The 20,102-nt window shown below is 69.7% G+C and carries 14 protein-coding genes; 5 read left to right on the forward strand and 9 right to left on the reverse strand.

Annotation, left to right across the window (positions count from 1 at the left end; all coding sequences use genetic code 11):
• Positions 1–1,326 carry an ABC transporter substrate-binding protein gene (locus VHD82_RS05310; protein WP_325697583.1) on the reverse strand — a complete coding sequence of 442 codons (1,326 nt, stop codon included), beginning with the start codon at positions 1,324–1,326 and terminating at the stop codon, positions 1–3.
• A 79-nt stretch (positions 1,327–1,405) separates the two neighbouring features.
• Here VHD82_RS05310 and VHD82_RS05315 point away from each other — a divergent pair, with 79 nt between their 5' ends.
• Positions 1,406–2,587, forward strand: a complete 1,182-nt coding sequence (locus tag VHD82_RS05315) for an ROK family protein (protein WP_325697585.1) — start codon at positions 1,406–1,408, stop codon at positions 2,585–2,587.
• A gap of 1 nt (position 2,588) precedes the next feature.
• Here the strand turns inward: VHD82_RS05315 and VHD82_RS05320 are convergent, their stop codons facing one another.
• The 4 genes from VHD82_RS05320 to VHD82_RS05335 are packed head-to-tail and all read right to left on the reverse strand — an operon-like array spanning position 2,589 to position 6,385.
• Complete coding sequence (locus VHD82_RS05320) at positions 2,589–3,344, reverse strand: succinate dehydrogenase/fumarate reductase iron-sulfur subunit (RefSeq protein WP_325697587.1); 756 nt, start codon at positions 3,342–3,344, stop codon at positions 2,589–2,591.
• Entirely contained in the window at positions 3,341–5,254 is a 1,914-nt protein-coding gene (locus tag VHD82_RS05325) for a fumarate reductase/succinate dehydrogenase flavoprotein subunit (protein WP_325697589.1), read from the reverse strand. The genes VHD82_RS05320 and VHD82_RS05325 overlap by 4 nt, the downstream gene beginning before the upstream one ends.
• Positions 5,255–5,279: 25 nt before the next feature.
• A complete protein-coding gene (locus VHD82_RS05330; protein WP_325697591.1) occupies positions 5,280–6,098 on the reverse strand; it encodes a hypothetical protein in 819 nt (272 codons plus the stop codon).
• Complete coding sequence (locus VHD82_RS05335) at positions 6,095–6,385, reverse strand: hypothetical protein (RefSeq protein WP_325697593.1); 291 nt, start codon at positions 6,383–6,385, stop codon at positions 6,095–6,097. Before VHD82_RS05335 ends, VHD82_RS05330 begins: the two co-directional genes overlap by 4 nt.
• Positions 6,386–6,621: 236 nt before the next feature.
• Here VHD82_RS05335 and edd point away from each other — a divergent pair, with 236 nt between their 5' ends.
• The 3 genes from edd to VHD82_RS05350 all read left to right on the forward strand — a co-directional run bounded on the left by edd (position 6,622) and on the right by VHD82_RS05350 (position 11,193).
• Positions 6,622–8,484 carry a phosphogluconate dehydratase gene (gene edd / locus VHD82_RS05340; protein ID WP_325697595.1) on the forward strand — a complete coding sequence of 621 codons (1,863 nt, stop codon included), beginning with the start codon at positions 6,622–6,624 and terminating at the stop codon, positions 8,482–8,484.
• Positions 8,485–8,495: 11 nt separating this feature from the next.
• The gene (gene eda, locus VHD82_RS05345; protein ID WP_414637454.1) at positions 8,496–9,113 is read left to right on the forward strand and encodes a bifunctional 4-hydroxy-2-oxoglutarate aldolase/2-dehydro-3-deoxy-phosphogluconate aldolase; all 618 of its coding nucleotides are present in this window, start codon (positions 8,496–8,498) and stop codon (positions 9,111–9,113) included.
• 637 nt (positions 9,114–9,750) lie between these two features.
• Entirely contained in the window at positions 9,751–11,193 is a 1,443-nt protein-coding gene (locus VHD82_RS05350; RefSeq protein WP_325697597.1) for a lipase maturation factor family protein, read from the forward strand.
• A gap of 47 nt (positions 11,194–11,240) precedes the next feature.
• Here VHD82_RS05350 and VHD82_RS05355 read toward each other — a convergent pair whose 3' ends face one another.
• The 4 genes from VHD82_RS05355 to VHD82_RS05370 all read right to left on the reverse strand — a co-directional run bounded on the left by VHD82_RS05355 (position 11,241) and on the right by VHD82_RS05370 (position 15,316).
• Positions 11,241–11,777, reverse strand: a complete 537-nt coding sequence (locus tag VHD82_RS05355; protein ID WP_325697599.1) for a regulatory protein RecX — start codon at positions 11,775–11,777, stop codon at positions 11,241–11,243.
• A gap of 82 nt (positions 11,778–11,859) precedes the next feature.
• Positions 11,860–12,903 (reverse strand): recombinase RecA, encoded by a 1,044-nt coding sequence (gene recA, locus VHD82_RS05360; RefSeq protein ID WP_325697601.1) that lies wholly within the window; start codon positions 12,901–12,903, stop codon positions 11,860–11,862.
• A 208-nt stretch (positions 12,904–13,111) separates the two neighbouring features.
• Complete coding sequence (locus tag VHD82_RS05365) at positions 13,112–13,306, reverse strand: DUF3046 domain-containing protein (RefSeq protein ID WP_325697603.1); 195 nt, start codon at positions 13,304–13,306, stop codon at positions 13,112–13,114.
• A 165-nt stretch (positions 13,307–13,471) separates the two neighbouring features.
• Positions 13,472–15,316: an Hsp70 family protein gene (locus VHD82_RS05370; RefSeq protein ID WP_325697605.1), complete on the reverse strand. Its 1,845-nt coding sequence runs from the start codon at positions 15,314–15,316 to the stop codon at positions 13,472–13,474.
• Between the two features lie 101 nt (positions 15,317–15,417).
• On the opposite strand from VHD82_RS05370, the gene VHD82_RS05375 reads away from it, so the two are divergent.
• Positions 15,418–20,052 carry an ATP-dependent helicase gene (locus VHD82_RS05375; protein ID WP_325697997.1) on the forward strand — a complete coding sequence of 1,545 codons (4,635 nt, stop codon included), beginning with the start codon at positions 15,418–15,420 and terminating at the stop codon, positions 20,050–20,052.
• Positions 20,053–20,102 lie beyond the last annotated feature (50 nt).

Consider the following 20,102-nt stretch of genomic DNA (forward strand, 5'->3'; position numbering starts at 1 on the left):
TCAGCCCACCTCACAGAGCGCGGCCGCGGGGTCGGGCGCCCAGCACGGCACCTTGAGCTCGTCGAACACCTTCTGCAGCACCTTCGCCTGACTGTCCAGAGTGGACTGGATGTCCGCGCCGCCGAGCACGATGGACTGGAAGCTGTCCTTGAACGCCTTGGTCACCTCGCCCTCCCTGGTGCCGAGGCCGACCGGCAGCAACGACAGGATGCTGCCCGGCGCGGAACGCTGCCTGGCCACCGCATCCGCCTCCAGTTGCAACGCCGGCGGCAGGTCGTCCGGGACCGTCGCGGCCACGACGGGGAAGAAACCGTTGGAGCGCAACAGTTTCACTTGCGTCTCCGGGACCGACAACGAGCGGATCACCTGCTCGGCCGTCCGGCGGTCGGTGCTGCCCTTCGGAATCGCGAGGCCGAGCACCACCGCCATGTAACCCAGCCCGTGCGGCCCTCGCGGCGCCGGCAGCATCCGCCACCGGGACGGATCCTCCTTCGGGGCGTCGACGAGCCTGGCCACGTGGTCCCAGCCGATCCCGACCTCCCCCGAGGCCAGCGGCTCCTGCATGAAGTCGAAGTTCGTGCTGGCCTGGCTGGTGTTGGCCCACAGTTCCTTCAGGTACTGCCAGGCGGTGACCGCTTCCCTGGAACGGAAAGTGGTCATCTGCCCGCCGGTGAACGAGGGCAGCAGGTACCCCTGCAGGAAACGGTGCAGCAGACCCTTCGGCCCGCAGGGCAGGCCGAGCCTCGCGCGGCCACCGGCCTGGCGCGCGGCGATCGCCCAGTCCAGCAACTGGTCGTAGGTCAGGTTCTCCGCGTCCGCGCCCGGCGGGAGATGTTCCAGCGCGTCCTCGTGCGCGGCGAAGACGAAACTGGCCTGCGCCCACGGGACGTACCAGGTCTGCGGCGTGCCCGCCTTCGCCAGCGTCAGGTATTCCGCGGGCCAGCCGAGGTCGCCGAGCCCGGCCAGCACCCCGGAAACGTCCTCGAGGTACTTGCCCGCCAACGGCGCGAGGTCGCTGTGCGAACCGCCGAGCAGCCCTACCTGAGTGCGCCCGGCGCCGACCTGACTCGTGACCTGGCTGGCGAACGGGCCTTCCTCGATGGTGACGTAGCTCACCGAGCCGGCGTCCGTGCCACGGAGGAACTTCCGGAAGTTCTCCGCCTCCGCGACCGGCCGGAACTGGGTGGACAGGAACACCATGCCGCCCGCGCCCGTGGTCGCGAAACCGACACAACCGGAGGCCAGGGACGCGGCTCCGGCGAGGAAGAGCCCTTGCAGAACGGTACGACGGGCCGGGCCGCTGCCTGGCAGGCGGGCCGAGCGCATCCGAGTTCTCTCCTGTTCGGGGCAGGTTAGACTTCTGTCAGGTCATTGAACATAAGTCCGGACGGGAGATCCTGTCAACATGCGCCCGCCACGTACCGCTCCGCCGACCTCGCCCGGCCACGTGCTCGCCGTACTGCGCAACGAAGGTCCGCTGACCCGCCAGGAGCTGCAGGACCGCATCGGGTTGTCGCGGGTCACCATGGTCGAGCGGCTCGACCTCCTGCACCGGCTCGGGTTGCTGCGCCAGACCGGCCATCGCGCGTCCAGCGGCGGACGTCCGGCGGAGATCCTCGAAGCCAACGAGGCCGGCCGCACCGCGCTGGTCGCCGATGTCGGGCAGCGGCACGCGACCGTCGCTGTGGTGGATCTACGGGGCGACGTTTTCGCGCAGGTCCACCGGCCGCTGCCGGTCGGGCATACGCCGCGGGAAACGCTTTCCGGCCTGCTGGCGACGGGGCGTGAACTGCTCGCCGAGACCGGCCGGGCGGACACGTTGTGCGCGATGGGGCTGAGCGTGCCGGGTCAGATCGACCACGAACTGGGCGTCACGGTGGCCCCGCCGACGATGGCTGCCTGGCAAGGGGTGCGGCTGCGTGAGCCGTTCAGCGACGCGCTGTCGGTGCCCGTGCTGCTGGAGAACGACGCGAACGCGCTGGCCTTCGGCGCCTACTGCGATCTCGCCAGGCCGCACGCCGCGCTCGTCGGGGTCAAGGTCGGCACCGGTATCGGCGCGGGACTGGTGATTTCCGGACACACGCATCGTGGCGAGACGTCTTCGGCGGGCGAGATCGGGCATATCCGCATCGAGGGCAACGAACAGCGCTGCGACTGCGGTCGCCGCGGCTGCGTCTCCGCCATCGCCAGCGGCCAGGCCGTCATCAGACAGCTGCGGCCGACCGGCGTACGCACCGCCGAGGATGTGGTGCGGCGGGTGCGCGCGGGCAACCTGGAGGCGATCCGCGTGACAGCGGCCGCGGGCAGGCTGGTCGGCACCGTGCTGGCCACCGTCGTCACCATCGTCAACCCGCGATACCTGCGCGTCGGCGGGGCGATCGGGGTGCTGCCGCCCTTCCTCGGCGCGCTGCGCGAGGCCGTGCTGGCCAACGCGCACACGAGCGCACGGGACGGCGTGGACGTGGACGCGTGCGTCCTGGGCTCGAACACCACCCTGGCCGGTGTCGCGGGCCTGGTGGCGGACGAGATGCTCTCCCCCGACGCCGTGGACGCTCTCGTGTCCGCCGAGGCGAGTGCGGTGTCCTGAGCTATTTCTTGTTGCGCCGGAACAGGTTCGTGCCCAGCCACACCAGCGGGTCGTACTTGCGGTCGGCGACCCGCTCCTTCATCGGGATCAGCGCGTTGTCGGTGATGTGGATGCCCTCCGGGCAGACCTCGGTACAGCATTTGGTGATGTTGCAGTAGCCGAGGCCGTGCTCGTCCTGCGCGGCGTCACGCCTGTCCGCCACGTCCAGCGGATGCATCTCCAGCTCCGCGATCCGCATCAGGTACCGTGGCCCCGCGAAGTTCTGCTTGTTCTCCTCGTGGTCGCGCACCACGTGACAGGTGTTCTGGCACAGGAAGCATTCGATGCACTTGCGGAACTCCTGCGAGCGTTCGACGTCGACCTGCTTCATCCGGTAGTCGCCGGGCGCGAGGTCCGCGGGCGGGGTGAACGACGGGATCTCCCGCGCCTTCGTGTAGTTGAAGGACACGTCGGTCACCAGATCGCGGATCACCGGGAACGTGCGCATCGGCGTGACTGTGATGACCTCGTCCTCGTCGAAGATCGACATCCGGGTCATGCATAGCAGCCGCGGCCTGCCGTTCACCTCCGCCGAGCACGAGCCGCACTTGCCGGCCTTGCAGTTCCAGCGCACCGCGAGATCCGAAGCCTGGGTGGCCTGCAGCCGGTGGATGATGTCGAGCACCACCTCACCGTCGTTCACCTCCACGGCGAAGTCCTGCAGCGCACCGCCCGTGTCGTCGCCACGCCAAACCCGGAAGTTCGCCTTGTAACTCATGAATCCCTCCGGGAGTGGCCGGCCAGTTCGCCGTCCGTGTAGTACTTCTCCAGCTCACTGAGCTCGAAAAGGTCCAGCAGATCGCCGCGCATCGGCTCCTGGTCCTTGATCGTGACCGTCACGTCCGGAGCCAGCTTGTCGTCGGTGGATGTCGCGCACACCAGGAGTTTGTTGCGCCACTGGGCATCCATCCCCGGGTGATCGTCGCGGGTGTGCCCGCCGCGGCTCTCCGTGCGCAGCAACGCGGCCCGCGCCACGCATTCGCTGACCACGAGCATGTTCCGCAGATCCAGCGCCAGATGCCAGCCGGGGTTGAACTGCCGGTGCCCCTCCACGGTGACGTTGCCGATGCGCTGCTTGATCTCGTCGAGCTTGGCCAGCGCCCGCTCGATCTCCTCCGCCTTGCGGATGATGCCGACCAGATCGTTCATCGACTGCTGCAGCTCGCCGTGCAGGGTGTACGGGTTCTCCTCCACGCCCTGGGCCGGCGGGTCGAACGGCAGCAGCGCGATCTTGGCCGCCTCGTCCACATCGGACTGGGCAACCTTCGGCCTGTCCGCCAGACCCTCCACATAGGACGCAGCGCCGAGACCGGCCCGCCTGCCGAACACCAGCAGGTCCGACAGCGAGTTGCCGCCGAGCCGGTTCGACCCGTGCATCCCGCCGGAACACTCCCCGGCCGCGAACAGCCCGGGCACCGTCGAGGACGCCGTGTCCGGGTCCACCTCGATTCCGCCCATCACGTAGTGACAGGTAGGGCCCACCTCCATCGGTTCGGAAGTGATGTCGACGTCGGCCAGCTCCTTGAACTGGTGGTACATCGAAGGCAGCCGCCGCTTGATCTCCTCGGCGGTGAGCCTGCTGGCGATGTCCAGGAACACGCCCCCGTGCGGGGAGCCGCGGCCTTCCTTGACCTCGGAGTTGATCGCGCGCGCCACCTCGTCGCGGGGCAGCAGATCCGGGGTGCGCCGGTTGCTCTCCTGGTCGGTGTACCAGCGGTCGGCCTCTTCCTCGCTGTCCGCGTACTGGCCCTTGAACACGTCGGGCACGTATTCGAACATGAAGCGTTTGTCCTCGGAGTTCTTCAGCACTCCGCCGTCCCCGCGCACGCCCTCGGTGACGAGGATGCCCTTCACGCTGGGCGGCCAGACCATCCCGGTCGGGTGGAACTGGACGAACTCCATGTTGATCAGCGTCGCCCCGGCGCGCAGCGCGAGCGCGTGCCCGTCCCCGGTGTACTCCCAGGAGTTCGAGGTGACCTTGAACGACTTCCCGATCCCGCCGGTGGCCAGCACCACGGCCGGTGCCTCGAACAGGATGAACCGGCCGCTTTCGCGCCAGTACCCGAAGGCGCCCGCGATCCGGCCGTTGTCCTTGATCAGCTCGGTGACCGTGCACTCGGCGAAGACCTTGACCCGCGCCTCGTAGTCGCCGTACTCGCGGAAATCCTCCTGCTGCAAGGAAACGATCTTCTGCTGCATCGTGCGGATCAGCTCGAGCCCGGTGCGGTCCCCGACGTGCGCGAGCCGCGGATAGGTGTGCCCGCCGAAGTTCCGCTGGCTGATCCGCCCGTCGGCCGTGCGGTCGAACAGCGCGCCGTAGGTCTCCAGCTCCCAGACCCGGTCCGGGGCCTCCTTGGCGTGCAGCTCGGCCATCCGCCAGTTGTTGAGGAACTTGCCGCCGCGCATCGTGTCGCGGAAGTGCACCTGCCAGTTGTCGTTGGAGTTCGCGTTGCCCATCGACGCCGCGCAGCCACCCTCGGCCATCACGGTGTGCGCCTTGCCGAACAGGGATTTGCAGACCACCGCGACGGACAGCCCGCGTTGTCTGGCTTCGATGACGGCCCGCAAACCGGCGCCACCGGCGCCGATCACCACCACGTCGTAGCTGAGCCGTTCGACCTCTGTCATAAACGATGCACCTTTGACTTCGTTGTCAGTTCACGAACCGGGGATCGGCGAACACGCCGCTGGACACGAGCATCACGTACAGGTCGGTGAGGACCAGTGTGCCCAGCGTCGTCCAGGCCAGCGTCATGTGCCGGTTGTTGAGCTTGCTGATCTGTGTCCACATCCAGTACCGCGCCGGATGTTTCGAGAAATGCTTGAGCCTGCCGCCGGTGATGTGCCGGCACGAGTGGCAGGAAAGCGTGTAGGCCCAGAGCAGTACGACGTTGGCCACGATGATGATGTTGCCGAGCCCGAACCCGAACCCGCCGGTCCTGCCGTGGAAGGCCACGACCGCGTCATAGGTGTTGAGCACCGAGACGATCATCGCCACGTAGAAGAAATAGCGGTGCACGTTCTGCACGATCAGTGGCAACCGGGTCTCGCCGGTGTACTTCGCGTGCGGCTCGGCGACGGCGCAGGCCGGCGGGGAGAACCAGACCGAGCGGTAGTACGCCTTCCGGTAGTAGTAGCAGGTCAGCCGGAAGCCGAGCAGGAACGGCAACACGACCACGCCGAGCGGAAGCCACGACGGGAAAGCGCCGAACCAGTGGCCGAGGTGGCTGGCCCCCGGCGCGCACGACGTGGAGACGCACGGCGAATAGAACGGCGTCAGATAGTGGTACTCGGGCACCCAGTACGCGGTGCGCACGAAAGCCCGGATGGTCGCGTAGATGACGAAGGTGGCCAGACCCAGCGTCGTGAGCAGTGGCGACAACCACCACCGGTCGGTGCGCAGGGTGCGTTCGGCGATCCGGGCCCGGCCACCACGTTCGGCGCTCTCGGCGCTACGCGTCGGCGCGCTCAACGCTGCTCGCGGTGGTAGCCGCCGACACCCTCGTCATCGGCCCCGCGCCAGAGCGCGGGGTCGTACGGGTCGTCGGGGATCTTCACGACCTGCGAGCGGTCGACCGGCTTGGGCTGGGCCGGGATCGGGCTTTCCAGATCCGCGACGTCGATGTCGAGCCGCTCCACGTCGTTGACGAGCCGGCGCACGGCCGAGGCGTCGTCGCCGTAGCGAGATCGCACCGCGCCTACGCACTGTCGCAGCTGCCCGATCGTCCGGCGAAGTTCCGCGAGCTCTGTGGTGGACATACATCCTCCCGATCAGTTCGGCGGCAAAGCCGTCAGCTAGCGACTCTGCCGTTCTGCTTTCAATGTGACAAGTAGCACACCGCAGGTAGTTTGCGTGATCGGCGTCACCTTAAACGATCTTCTTAATCGATTTTGTTCCGGCGACGATACGAACTACTGTGGGCACAGTCACGACCTCCCGACGCCAGTGCCGCCGTCGAAGACCACCACACTCTCCGTGATCCGAGGCGGTAGCCGTGCAGGAAGTCCCCATCCACCCGATCGTCGAAGAAGTCACCCGGCGCATTGCCGAGCGCAGCGCCCTCACCCGCGCGGGGTATCTGGAGCGCATGGCTGCCGCGCGCTCCGAGGGGCCGGTACGCGCCGGGCTCGCGTGCAGCAACCTCGCGCACGGCTTCGCCGCCTGCGGCGGCAGCGACCGGCTCGCCATCCGCGGGCTGCGCAAACCGGGAGTCGCGATCATCTCGGCCTACAACGACCTGCTCTCGGCGCACCAGCCGCTGCAGGAGTACCCGGAGTGGATCAAGGCGGCGACTCGCGACGCGGGCGGGGTGGCGCAGTTCGCCGGCGGGGTGCCCGCGATGTGCGACGGGATCACCCAGGGCCGGGCCGGTATGGAGCTTTCCCTGTTCAGCCGCGAGGTCATCGCGATGGCCACGGGAATAGCGCTTTCCCACGAGATGTTCGACGGCGCGCTGCTGCTCGGCGTGTGCGACAAGATCGTGCCCGGGCTGCTGATCGGCGCGCTCTCGTTCGGGCACCTCCCGGCGATCCTGGTGCCTGCCGGGCCGATGGCCTCGGGCCTGCCGAACAAGGAGAAGGCCCGCGTGCGGCAGCTGTTCGCCGAGGGCAGGGCCAGCAGGGAGGACCTGCTGGAAGCCGAGTCCGCGTCGTACCACTCGGCGGGCACCTGCACGTTCTACGGCACGGCGAACTCCAACCAGCTCGTCGTCGAGGTGATGGGCCTGCATCTGCCGGGGGCAAGTTTCGTCCCGCCGGGCACCCCGCTGCGCCGCGCGCTCACCGAGGAGGCCGGACGGCGGATCGTGGCGCTGTCCCGGGATGACGAGTACACCCCGCTGGCGGAGGTCATCAGCGAGCGGTCGGTGGTGAACGGGGTTGTGTCGCTGCTGGCCACCGGCGGTTCGACGAACCACACCATGCACCTGGTCGCCATCGCCGCGGCCACGGGAATCCAGCTCACCTGGGACGATTTCGCGGATCTGTCGTCGGTGGTGCCGTTGCTGGCGAACGTGTACCCCAACGGCAGCGCGGACATCAATCACTTCCACGCGGCCGGGGGCGTGCAGTTCCTGATCGGCACGCTGCTCGACGCCGGTCTGCTGCACGAGGACGTGCGCACTGTGGCCGGTGACGGGCTGTCGCGTTACCGCAGTGAGCCGGTGCTGGACGGGGATCGCTTGGTGTGGCGAGAAGTTCCCACCCGCAGTCTCGACGAGGCGGTGCTGCGCCCGGTTTCGGAGCCGTTCGCGCCGGATGGCGGTTTGCGGATGCTGAGCGGGAACCTCGGGCGTGCGGTGACGAAGGTTTCGGCCGTGGCGGCGAAGGATCGCGTCGTGCACGCTCCGGCGCGGGTTTTCACCACACAGCAAGGGTTCGAGGAGGCATTCAGGGCCGGGGAGCTGGATCGTGATGTGGTCGTGGTGATCCGTGGCCAGGGCCCGAGCGCCAACGGGATGCCGGAGTTGCACGGGCTCACCCCGGCGCTGGGCGCGCTGATGGACCGCGGGCACCGGGTCGCGCTGGTCACCGACGGGCGGATGTCGGGGGCCTCGGGCAAGATCCCGTCCGCCATTCAGGTCACCCCGGAGGCCGCGGCGGGCGGCGCCCTCGCGCGGATCGAGGACGGGGACGGGATCGTCCTCGACGCGAACGTCGGCACCCTGGACGTGCTGGTCAGCGAAGCCGAGCTGGCAGCACGGCCCGCGCAGGACGCGACGCCGGACGAGGCATCCTGGGTTGGCACCGGCCGCGAACTGTTCACCGCGCTGCGGCGCGCGATCGGCCCGGCCGACCAGGGCGCGAGCGTCTTCGGTTCGGTCACCCCCGGGCATTTCGGTGCCCCGGCACGAGTTTGAGGAGGATCCTGGTGAGTAACGAGTTGCTGGACCTTTCGCCGGTGATGCCGGTTGTGGTGGTGGACGAGGTGGCCGACGCCGTGCCGGTGGCGAAGGCGCTGGTGGCCGGCGGGATCCGCGTGATCGAACTGACCCTGCGGACCCCGGTCGCGCTGGCCGCGATCGAGGCCGTGGCCGGCGAGGTGCCCGAGATCGTGATCGGGGCGGGCACCGTGACCACCCCGGACGAGGCGAAGCAGGCAGCGGACGCGGGCGCGAAGTTCCTGGTGACTCCGGGATGCACGGAAAGGTTGCTGGAAGCGCTGTCCGGCACCGGGTTGCCGTTCCTGCCCGGCGCGGCTTCGGTCTCGGAAGCGATGCGCCTCGCCGAGCACGGGGTCACGGCGATGAAGTTCTTCCCCGCCGAGGCCAGCGGCGGAATCGCTTACCTGAAGGCGATCGCGGGTCCCCTGCCCGGCCTGCGCTTCTGCCCGACGGGCGGCGTCACGATCCGGAACGCACCGGAGTACCTGGCACTGTCCACAGTGGGCTGTGTCGGCGGCACCTGGCTGACCCCGAAGGATGCCGTGGCAGCAAAGGACTTCGACCGGATCACCGCCTTGGCGGCGGAGGCCGCCGCGTTACGCTGAGCTCACGGCCACGCTGCGTTTGCGCACGGGCCGACCGCGTTGCGTCGAGCGCGCGGCCACCCGGCGACGCGACAGCGAGCCCCACGGCCAGCCCCACCCCCGCACCGTGACCCGGCGACGCGACAGCGAGCCTCCCCACGCCCAGCCCCACCTCCGCACCGATCCCAAGCCGCCCTTGCGGTTCCACGCTCGGGTCAAGGCATCTTTCCCGCCTTGACCCGAGTGCGGAACCGCGAACGATCAAAGATCGGGGCGGGGGTGGGGCACACAGCGCGCTCTGCGCGCGTCCGTTGCTTCCTCACGCAACCACCGCAACAGGCGACGCGACAGCGAGCCCCACTGCCAGCCCCACCCCCGCACCGATCCCAAGCCGAACCAGCGGTCGCGGGGCTGGGTCAAGGTACTCTTTCCCGCCTTGACGCAGGCCCGCGACCGCGAACGATCAAAGATCGGGGCCGGGGTGGGGCACACAGCGCGGCCACGCGCGTCCGTTGCTGCCTGAACAGGCTCCGCCACACCAAACGCCGCCACACCAAACGCCACCACGGCAGGACCGCGACCAGCGCCACCGCACCAAGCGCCACCCTCGCGATGACTACTCTTGGTCGGCCCGCACCTGCGCAGTAACCTGTCCGCCGTGAGCTGGAGCTGGTTCACCGATCCGGACTACTGGGCGTCACGGCTGGCGTTCCAGCGGATGCTGGCGGCGACCTACCTCCTCGCGTTTCTCGTGGCCGCCAACCAGTTTCGGGCGCTGATCGGCGCGAAAGGGCTCCTTCCTGTCTCTCGGTTCGTCGAGCGCGTGCCGTTTCGGCGGGCACCGAGTCTGTTCCAGTTCCACTACTCGGACCGGCTCTTCGCCGTGGTCGCGTGGAGCGGTGCGGTGATCTCGGCGCTGTTGGTGCTCGGGCTGTTCGACGCGGTGCCGGTGTGGGCCTCCTTGCTCGTGTGGGCTGTGCCGTGGGTGCTGTACGAGTCGATCGTCAACGTCGGGCAGCTGTGGTACTCGTTCGGCTGGGAATCCTTGTTGCTGGAGACCGGTTTTCTCGCGATCTTCCTCGGCCCGGCCGACCTCGCGCCGCCGGCACCGGTGCTCTGGCTGCTGCTGTGGGTGCTGTTCCGGGTGGAGTTCGGCGCAGGCATGATCAAGATGCGCGGCGACCCGTGCTGGCGCGATCTGACCTGCCTGTACTACCACCACGAGACCCAGCCCATGCCCGGCCCGCTGAGCTGGTACTTCCACCACCTCCCCAAATCGGTGCACCGGTTGGAGGCGCTGGCCAGTCACGTGACCCAGCTCGTGGCACCCTTCGCGCTGTTCGCGCCACAGCCCACCGCCACGGCCGCGGCGGTGCTCGTGATCGTCACCCAGATCTGGCTCGTGGCCAGCGGTAATTTCTCCTGGCTCAACCTCCTCACCATCACTCTTGCACTGTCCGCTTTGGACAGTCGCCTGTTACCGTTTCACGCTCCGGCCCTGGCGGAGCCACCGTTGTGGGATCGCGTGCTGGTCCTCGCGGTGACCGCGCTGCTACTCGTACTGAGCTACCGTCCGGCACGGAACCTGTTCTCGCGCAAGCAGATCATGAACTACAGCTTCGACCGGCTGCACCTCGTGAACACCTACGGCGCTTTCGGCATGGTCACCAAGATCCGGCACGAAGTGGTCATCGAGGCCACCGACGAGCCCGTACTCGGGCCGGACACGGTGTGGCAGGAATACGAGTTCAAAGGCAAACCAGGCGACCCACAGCGGCGGCCACGGCAGATCGCGCCGTACCACCTCAGGCTGGACTGGATGATGTGGTTCGCCTCGTTGTCCTCGAACTACGCCGACGAATGGCTCCAACCGCTGGCGGAGAAACTACTCGCCGCCGACCGGGAAACCCTCAAACTTCTGCGGCACGACCCTTTTCAGGGCGAACGGCCGACTTTCGTGCGTGCCCGGCTGTTCCGCTACCGGTTCACCACTCCCGCCGAACACCGGGCAACCGGCGAGTGGTGGGTTCGCAAACCTCGCGGCTCGGCCTTGCGGGCCGGGCGGCTCGGACCGGACGGCACCGCCGTCGCCGCCGAGTAGCACGATCCTTTCCGCCCGCGACCCCCACGGACGGAAAGCCCCAGTGCTCAGTCACTCACCGCGTCGTCGAGGAGCGTCGACTCGGCACCCGCGTTCCTGAGCTCATCCCGGACCACGGCGTACGCGAGCCCCTGCGGATATCCCTTGCGTGCCAACGTGCCCAGCAACCGGCGGGTGGCCGTCTGCTCGTCCACGGTGGTCATCGACCGGAGCCGCTTGCGGACCAGTTCCCTGGCCTTGTGCTCCTCGGACTCGCGATCGATCTCTCCTGCCGCCTTGGCGGCGACCTCATTGTCGACGCCCTTGCGCTTCAACTCGGCGACCAGCGCGGTGCGCGCCAAGCCCTGGTACGCATGCCGGGAGCGCACCCACTGCTCGGCGAAAGCCGCGTCGTCCACCAGACCGGAGCTGTCCAGCTTGCCGACCATGCGCTCGGCGAGCTCGTCATCGAAGCCCTTGCGCCGCAAGGCTTTCCGTAACTCATCCTTGGTGCGCGCACGGACGGCGAGGAGGTCGAAGCAGACCTCCTTGGCCTTCTTCCACGCCTCCTCCGGCGGCAGCTCCGCCGGATCGACCTTTGCCATGCTTCTCCGCTGTCACGCCGCTGCCACGGCACCCTGCCGGAAACCCACCGCGGCCCGGACCCCCCGGGCCGCGGGCGAACTACTAGAACTCCACCGGAGCCGGGGCGGCGTCGTCGGCGTCGAGCTGGGCGCCGATCCCCAGCTTCTCCTTGATCCGCTTCTCGATCTCGTTGGCGATGTCCGGGTTGTCACGCAGGAACTTCCGCGCGTTCTCCTTGCCCTGGCCGAGCTGGTCGCCCTCGTAGGTGTACCAGGCACCGGACTTGCGCAGGATGCCCTGGTCGACGCCCATGTCGATGAGCGAGCCCTCACGGGAGATGCCGTGGCCGTAGAGGATGTCGAACTCGGCCTGCTTGAACGGCGGGGCGACCTTGTTCTTCACGATCTTGACCCGGGTACGGTTGCCGACCGCGTCCCCGCTGTCCTTCAGCGTCTCGATGCGGCGCACGTCGAGCCGGACCGAGGCGTAGAACTTCAGCGCCTTACCACCGGTGGTGGTCTCCGGGGAGCCGAACATGACGCCGACCTTCTCCCGCAGCTGGTTGATGAAGACCGCGGTGGTGCCGGAGTTGGACAGCGCACCGGTGATCTTCCGCAGCGCCTGGCTCATCAGGCGGGCCTGCAGACCCACGTGCGAATCGCCCATCTCGCCCTCGATCTCGGCGCGGGGCACGAGTGCGGCAACCGAGTCGATCACCAGGATGTCCAGCGCACCGGAGCGGATCAGCATGTCCGCGATCTCCAGCGCCTGCTCACCGGTGTCCGGCTGGGAGACAAGCAGCGCGTCGGTGTCCACGCCGAGCGCCTTGGCGTACTCCGGGTCGAGCGCGTGCTCGGCGTCGATGAAGGCCGCGATACCGCCGGCCCGCTGCGCGTTCGCCACCGCGTGCAGTGCGACGGTGGTCTTACCGGAGGACTCCGGGCCGTAGATCTCGACGACGCGGCCACGGGGCAGGCCCCCGATGCCGAGCGCGACGTCCAGTGCGATGGCGCCGGTGGGGATCACCTCGATCGGCACGTGTCCCTTGTCGCCGAGGCGCATCAGGGAGCCCTTGCCGTACTGCTTGTCGATCTGCGCCAGTGCGAGCTCGAGCGCCTTGTCCTTGTCGGGTGCTGCTGCGGGCATGAATTCCACCTCGCTGGTCGGAGCCTGTGGGGGCTTGTTTTCGTGGTTTTGAGCTGTTGGGCCCGACACTACGGGCGGGGGCCGACAGTTTCGGACCGCGACGGCAAATCTGTGGACAGCCGACCCCGATGTGGACAACAGAATAGCCGAACACGTGTTCGAGGCAAGGACTGACACACCTTCGGGGAAGGTTTTTCCGCGCGCCCGTTCAGCGGCGTTCGGCGGGCACGTCGAACGCCGCGCAGACCTCGCGCCAGATCTCCTTCGCGGACATCCCGGCGGCCAGCGCCTCGTCCACGGTCCGCCCGCCCAGCGAGCTGAGCACGTGGTCCTTGGCCAGGGTCTCGGCGCGAACCGGGCCGAACTCGTCGGCCATCAACCTTCGGAAAACAGTGATACGCATCGAGAGACAGGGTAGCTACCCTGACCCGATGGACGGCTTCCAGAGCGGCTCTGGCTGGCTGCTGACGCTCGTCTCGGCGCTGACCCTGGTCGCGGCGATCATCGTGGCCCTGCGCGCACTGTGGACCATGCGCAAGCGAAAGTGATCCCGACGAGGACGCACTCGCTAGGAGCCCGGCTGGACGGTCTGCTCGAAGTAGTCGGCGAGCTTCGAGGCGGTCAGCGGAGCCTGGTCGCTGCCCGTCTTCTGGTAGATCACCCCGGCCAGCGGCCGGTCCGTCACCGTGAAGACCAGCACCGCCGAAGAGCGCCCGGAAGCCGCGGAATAGCTGCCGGACAACCCATTGCCCTTCCATGGCGCCTGGATCTGGTCCCCGCCGACGGAGCTGAGCAGCCGCTCGGTGTACTCCTTCACCGTGGCCGAAGCGGTGCCGTGCACGTAGGTCACCTGCGCCCCGGCCAGCGCGGGCGCGGAACACGTGGTCAGCACGCCGATGTTCTGCCCGGCAGGCGGCGCGATGTCGCCGCTGCCCGCACCCGAAGCACACTGCCCGGTGTCGGCGATCTTCCCCGCCAGCTGCCGCATGCAGCTGGTGAAGCCCTTCACGTCGGCCTGACCCGGCTGTTTGCATTCCTCGGCGCTGAGCGTGGTGGCCGCCGAACTCGACGGCCAGAACAGGTACGTCATCCCCGCCGCGAGTAGCACCACGACGGCCGCGGCGATCCCGATGAGCAGTTTTTTGTTGCCACGCTTGGGTTTCGGCGGCGTGCTCACCGGCAGGCTCGGGAAGTTCGACGGGTACTGCCGATAGTTCGGGTAACCGCCGGGCGGGGTGCCCGGCACGTTCGCGACCTGCGGCGGGGCGAACGACTGCGGCGGGACTGGCGGCACCCCGGTGGAGGCGACCTGCCCCTCCACGTTCTGGGTGCGCATGCTGATCCCGTCGCCGGTCACGTGGTGCGCGCCCAGCGCGACCGCGGTCTCCGGCTGGTCGAGGCTCGCCGGGACGACACCGAGCTTCTCCGCGATCATCGTGCCCACCAGCGGCAGCCTGCTCGAACCACCGACCAGGTAGATGCCGGCCAGCCGGTCCGGGGTCAGCCCGGCCGCCTGCACGGTGCGGGACAACAACTCCACGCTGCGCAGCATCGCCGGGCGCACGAGCGCCTCCAGCTCGCCGCGGGTGACCAGCACGTCGGTGAACGGCTCGGGCATCGGCACCTCGGTCTGCGGATGCCGCGACAGCGCCTCCTTGGCCGCCTTCACATCCTCCTGCAGGGCGCGGCGGGTGCGCCGGTCCGCGGTGGACTCCGGGCGCAGCAACCGCTGCCAGCGCTGCGGGTCGCGGTGCGAGACCTCACGGCCGACGTGCACCATCAGCGCCTGGTCCACGTCGAGGCCGCCGAGGTCGGGCAGCCCGTCCTCGGCGAGCACGGTGAACCCGTTCTGGGTCGCGCCGACCACCGCGACGTCGAAGGTGCCGGCGCCGAGGTCGTACACCGCCAGCGCCTGGCCCGGCGCGAGCGTCCGGCCGGGGAAGGACGCGAAATGCGCGGCCGCGGCCACCGGCTCGGGGACCAGGTGGATCGGCCCGCGGATGCCCGCCAGCCGGGCCGCCGACAGCAGTACGTTGCGGCGCACCGGACCCCACTGCGCGGGGTGGGTCAGCCGGATTTCGTCGGGCTGTTCCCCGCCGAGCTGGCGCGTCGTCTCGTCCAGCACCCGGCGCAGCACCGCGGCCAGCGTCTCGTTCACCGGCACGATGTCCTGGCCCAGCAACAACGTCTGCTCGTCGACACGGCGCTTGGGGTTGGGCTCGAACCGGGTCGGGTCCAGCCGCGCCCGCCGTTCGGCGTCGCGGCCGACCATGAGGGTGCCGTCCTCCCCCGCGAACACCGCGGTGGGCATGGTGGCGGAGCCGTCCACCTCGACGACCCGCGGCGGCATACCGTGCGCGGACAGCACGGCGACGGTGTTGGACGTGCCGAGGTCCACGGACAGGATCCGCACGGTTCTCCCCTCAAGACTTCCCTGGTCGGAACGTGATGCTGCCATGCGCGCGGCCCGCCCGAGTGCGGACCCGCCAGAAATTGTCGGTGGGTCGCGCAATGATGGAACACGTGCCTGATGTGCTCGACCTGTTCTCCCCCGCGACCCGGGACTGGTTCGCGGGGGCCTTCGCCGCCCCCACACAGGCCCAGTCCGGGGCCTGGCGTGCGGCGCAGGCAGGCGAGCACGCGCTGGTCGTGGCCCCGACCGGGTCCGGCAAGACGCTCGCGGCGTTCCTCTGGGCGCTGGACAGGCTGGCCACCGGGCCGCCGCCCGAGTCCGCGGGCAAGCGCTGCCGCGTGCTGTATGTCTCACCGCTGAAGGCGCTGGCGGTGGACGTGCAGCGCAACCTCCGGGCGCCGCTGGCCGGCATGTCGCAGGCTGCCCGCCGCCTCGGCGCCACCCCGCCGGAGATCGCGGTCGGGATGAGAACCGGGGACACCCCGGCGTCGGAGCGGCGCTCGTTCAACCGCACCCCGCCGGACATCCTGGTCACCACGCCGGAGTCGCTGTTTCTGATCCTCACCTCCTCGGCGCGCGAATCGCTGCGGGGTGTGGAGACGGTGATCGTCGACGAGGTGCACGCGGTGGCGGGTACCAAACGCGGCGCGCATCTGGCCTTGTCGCTGGAAAGGCTCGACGGGTTGCTGCCGAGGCCCGCCCAGCGGATAGGGCTGTCCGCCACGGTCCGCCCGGTCGACGAGGTGAGCGCGTTCCTCGGCGGCGGGCGCCCGGTGCGGGTGGTGCAGCCGAAGTCGGCGAAGACGATCGAGGTCCGGGTCGAGGTGCCGGTGGAGGACATGGCCAACCTCGACGCGCCGGCATCGTCGCCGTTGGAGTCGCTGGATTCGCCGCCGATGCCCGCCGAAGGCGGGATCGGCACGCAGGAGGAAATAGCCGGTGCGACGGTGCGGCGGCCGTCGATCTGGCCCGCCGTGGAAGAGCGGGTGCTGGAGCTGATCAAGCAGCACCGGTCCACCATCGTCTTCGCGAACTCCCGGCGCCTGACCGAAAGGCTCACCGCGCGGCTCAACGAGCTGGCGGCCGAGCAGACGGAACTCGAGCCGGAGCAACAGTTCCCGGCCGAGGCGATCGGCCAGTCCGGGCTCACCACGGGTGCGGCGCCCACCGTCGCCAGGGCCCACCACGGCTCGATGTCCCGCGAACAGCGCACCCAGGTCGAAGAGGAGCTCAAGACGGGACGGCTGCCGTGCGTGGTCGCCACGTCCTCGCTCGAACTCGGCATCGACATGGGCGCGGTGGATCTCGTGGTGCAGATCGAGGCCCCGCCCACGGTCGCGTCCGGGCTGCAGCGGGTCGGCCGCGCCGGGCACCACGTCGGCGCGGTGTCCACGGGGGTGATGTTCCCGAAGTTCCGGGGCGACCTGGTGTCCTGCGCGGTGGTGTCCGAGCGGATGACCCAGGGCGCGATCGAGGCGGTGCGCTACCCGCGCAACCCGCTGGATGTGCTTGCACAGCACGTGGTTTCGATGGTGGCGCTGGAACCGTGGACGGTGGCGGAACTGGGCGCGACGGTCCGCCGGTCCGCGCCGTTCGCGGCCCTGCCGGACGACGCGTTGCTGGCGGTGCTGGACATGCTGGCCGGCCGCTATCCGAGCGAGGAGTTCGGTGAGCTGCGCCCGCGGATCACCTGGGACAGGGTCAGCGGGGAGCTGCGAGGCAGGCCCGGGTCGCAGCGGCTGGCGGTCACGTCGGGCGGCACGATCCCGGATCGCGGACTGTTCACGGTGATGACCCCGGGCAGCGAGGGTCGGTCCGGGTCCCGGGTCGGCGAGCTCGACGAGGAAATGGTGTACGAGTCCAGGGTCGGGGACACGATCCTGCTCGGCACCTCGTCGTGGCGGGTCACCGACATCACGCACGACCGGGTCATCGTGGTGCCCGCGCCCGGTGAGCCGGCGCGGATGCCGTTCTGGAAGGGCGACGCCCCGGGCCGCCCGCTCGAGCTGGGCCGGGCGCTCGGCGCCTTCGTCCGCGAACTGTCCACTTCGGACGCCGAAGGCGCACGGGCACGCGCGGACGCGGCCGGGCTCGACGAATGGGCCAGGGAAAACCTGCTGGCGTACCTGGAGGAGCAACGCTCGGCCACCCGGCACATCCCGAACGACCGGACGATCCTGCTGGAAAGGTTCCGGGACGAGCTGGGCGACTGGCGGATAGTGCTGCATTCGCAGTTCGGCGCGCAGGTGAACGCGCCGTGGGCGCTGGCGATCGCGGCGCGGCTGCGCGAAAACCGCGGGGTGGACGCGCAGATCATGCACTCCGACGACGGGATCGTGCTGCGCCTGCCCGACGCATTGGACGAAAACGGCGCGGACGTCACGGTCGGGCCCGAGGACGTGCTGATCGATCCGGAGGAGGTCGAGCAGCTCATCGTCGGCGAGGTCAGCGGATCGGCCTTGTTCGCCGCGCGGTTCCGCGAGTGCGCGGCGCGTTCGCTGCTGCTGCCCCGGCGTGACCCGCGCCGGCGCACTCCCCTTTGGCAGCAACGGCAACGGGCCTCGCAACTGCTGGCGGTGGCGGCGAAGTACGAGCGGTTCCCCGTCGTACTGGAGGCGATGCGCGAATGCCTGCAGGACGTATACGACGTGGGCGGTCTGCGTGAGCTGATGACGGACGTGCGGGCGCGCCGGGTGCGGCTGGTGGATGTGGAAACGCCGTCGGCCTCGCCGTTCGCGCGCAGCCTGATGTTCGGCTACGTCGGCATGTTCCTGTACGAGACGGACGCCCCGCTGGCCGAACGCCGGGCGGCGGCGCTGTCGCTGGATTCCGCGTTGCTGGCCGAACTCCTTGGCACCGAAGCGATCCGCGAGCTGCTCGATCCGGACGCGGTGGCCGAGGTCGAGCGTTCGCTGCAACGTCTCGATCCGGAAAGGCACGCCCGCAACGCCGAGGACGCGGCGGATCTGTTGCGTTTCCTCGGTGACCTGACCGAGGAGGAGGCGGCCGCCCGCGGCATCGAATCCGGGTGGCTGGCGGATCTGGTCGGACAGCGCCGCGTGATCCGGGTGCGGATCGCCGGTGAAGAACGCGCGCTCGCGATCGAGGACGCCGGCCGGGTACGCGACGCGCTCGGTGTGGCGCTGCCGATCGGGGTGCCCGAGGCGTTCACCGAGCCGGTCGCCGACCCGCTCGGTGATCTGCTGTCCCGCTATGCCCGCACGCGGGGACCGTTCCCGGCGCGGCAGGCCGCGGAGCGGTTCGGCCTCGGCACGGCCGTGGTGGCCGGGGTACTGGACAGGCTCACGGCCGAGGGCCGGGTGGTGCGTGGGGAGCTGAGCCCGGTCGGGCATCCGGATTCGCACGGCGTCGGGGTCGAGTACTGCGACGCGGCCGTGCTGCGGCGGTTACGGCGTGCGTCGCTGGCGAAGCTGCGCGCCGAGGTCGAGCCGGTCGAACCGGCCGCGCTCGGGCGGTTCCTGCCGTCCTGGCATGGCATCGGGGCGCGGATGCGCGCGGCGCCGACGGCGGATGACGTGCTGTCGGTGGTCGAGCAGCTGGCCGGCGCGCCGCTGCCGGCCAGCGCGGTGGAGTCGCTGATCCTGCCGAGCCGGCTGCCCGGCTATTACCCGGCGCTGCTGGACGAGCTGACCACCGCGGGCGAGGTGACCTGGGCGGGCTGTGGCGCGCTGGCGGGCGGGGACGGCTGGCTGGCGCTGGCGCCGGCGGACGTGGCCGATCTGCTGCTGCCCGAGATCGAGGAGGACGCGCCCACCGGCCCGCTGCACGAGGCGATCGTGTCTACTTTGGAGGGTGGGGCGCTGTTCTTCCGGCAGCTGGTGGACCGGGTTTCGGTACTGGTCGACAAACCGCCCGACGACGGGGACGTCGTGGCCGCGCTGTGGGACCTGGTCTGGGCCGGGCAGGTCACCGGGGACACGCTGGGCCCGCTGCGGGCGCTCGTGGCCGGCCGCGGTGCCGCGCACAAACCTCGGCAGGCGGCGCCGCGCGGCCGGTACGCGCGCATGCGGTCGGGGCGGCCGAGAATGCCATCGCGCACCGGGCCGCCGACCGTCGCGGGCCGCTGGGGGCTGACGCCACTACGGGAGACGGACCCGACGCGACGCACCCACGCCCGCACTGAGGCATTCCTGGAACGCCACGGCGTGCTGACTCGCGGAGCACTGGAGACCGAACGGGTCGTCGGCGGATTTTCCGGGATATACAAGGTACTTCGCGGGATGGAGGATTCCGGCCAGGTCATCCGCGGGTACGTGATCGAAGGGCTCGGGGCGGCGCAGTTCGCCGCGCGCGGGGCCGTGGACCGGTTGCGGGCGTTGTCGGACACCGCGGGCGGGCGGCGCCCGACCGACGCGGTGGTGCTGGCGGCGACCGATCCCGCGCAGCCGTACGGGGCGGCCCTGGCGTGGCCGGCGGCGGTCGGTGAGACGAAGCACCGGCCGGCGCGGAAGGCCGGGGCGCTGGTCGTGCTGGTCGACGGGGTGCCGGCGTTGTACGTGGAGCGGGGCGGACGCTCGCTGCTTTCCTTCACCGACAACGATTCTGCGCTCCGTGCGGCGGCGAACGCGCTCTCGCGCGCGGTTCGGGAGGGCTGGCTGGGACAGCTGGCCGTCCAGCGCGCCGACGGGGAGCAGGCCCTCACCTCGGCTCTGGGCGAGGTCCTGCGCGACGCCGGCTTCCGTGCCACGCCCAAGGGGCTCCGCCTCCGCGCCTGACGCGGGAGCGGGCCGCCCGTAGAATCCGTCCGGCGGAAAGGACGTGCACG

The organism is Amycolatopsis sp. (assembly GCF_035546795.1).
GTDB lineage: Bacteria > Actinomycetota > Actinomycetes > Mycobacteriales > Pseudonocardiaceae > Amycolatopsis_E.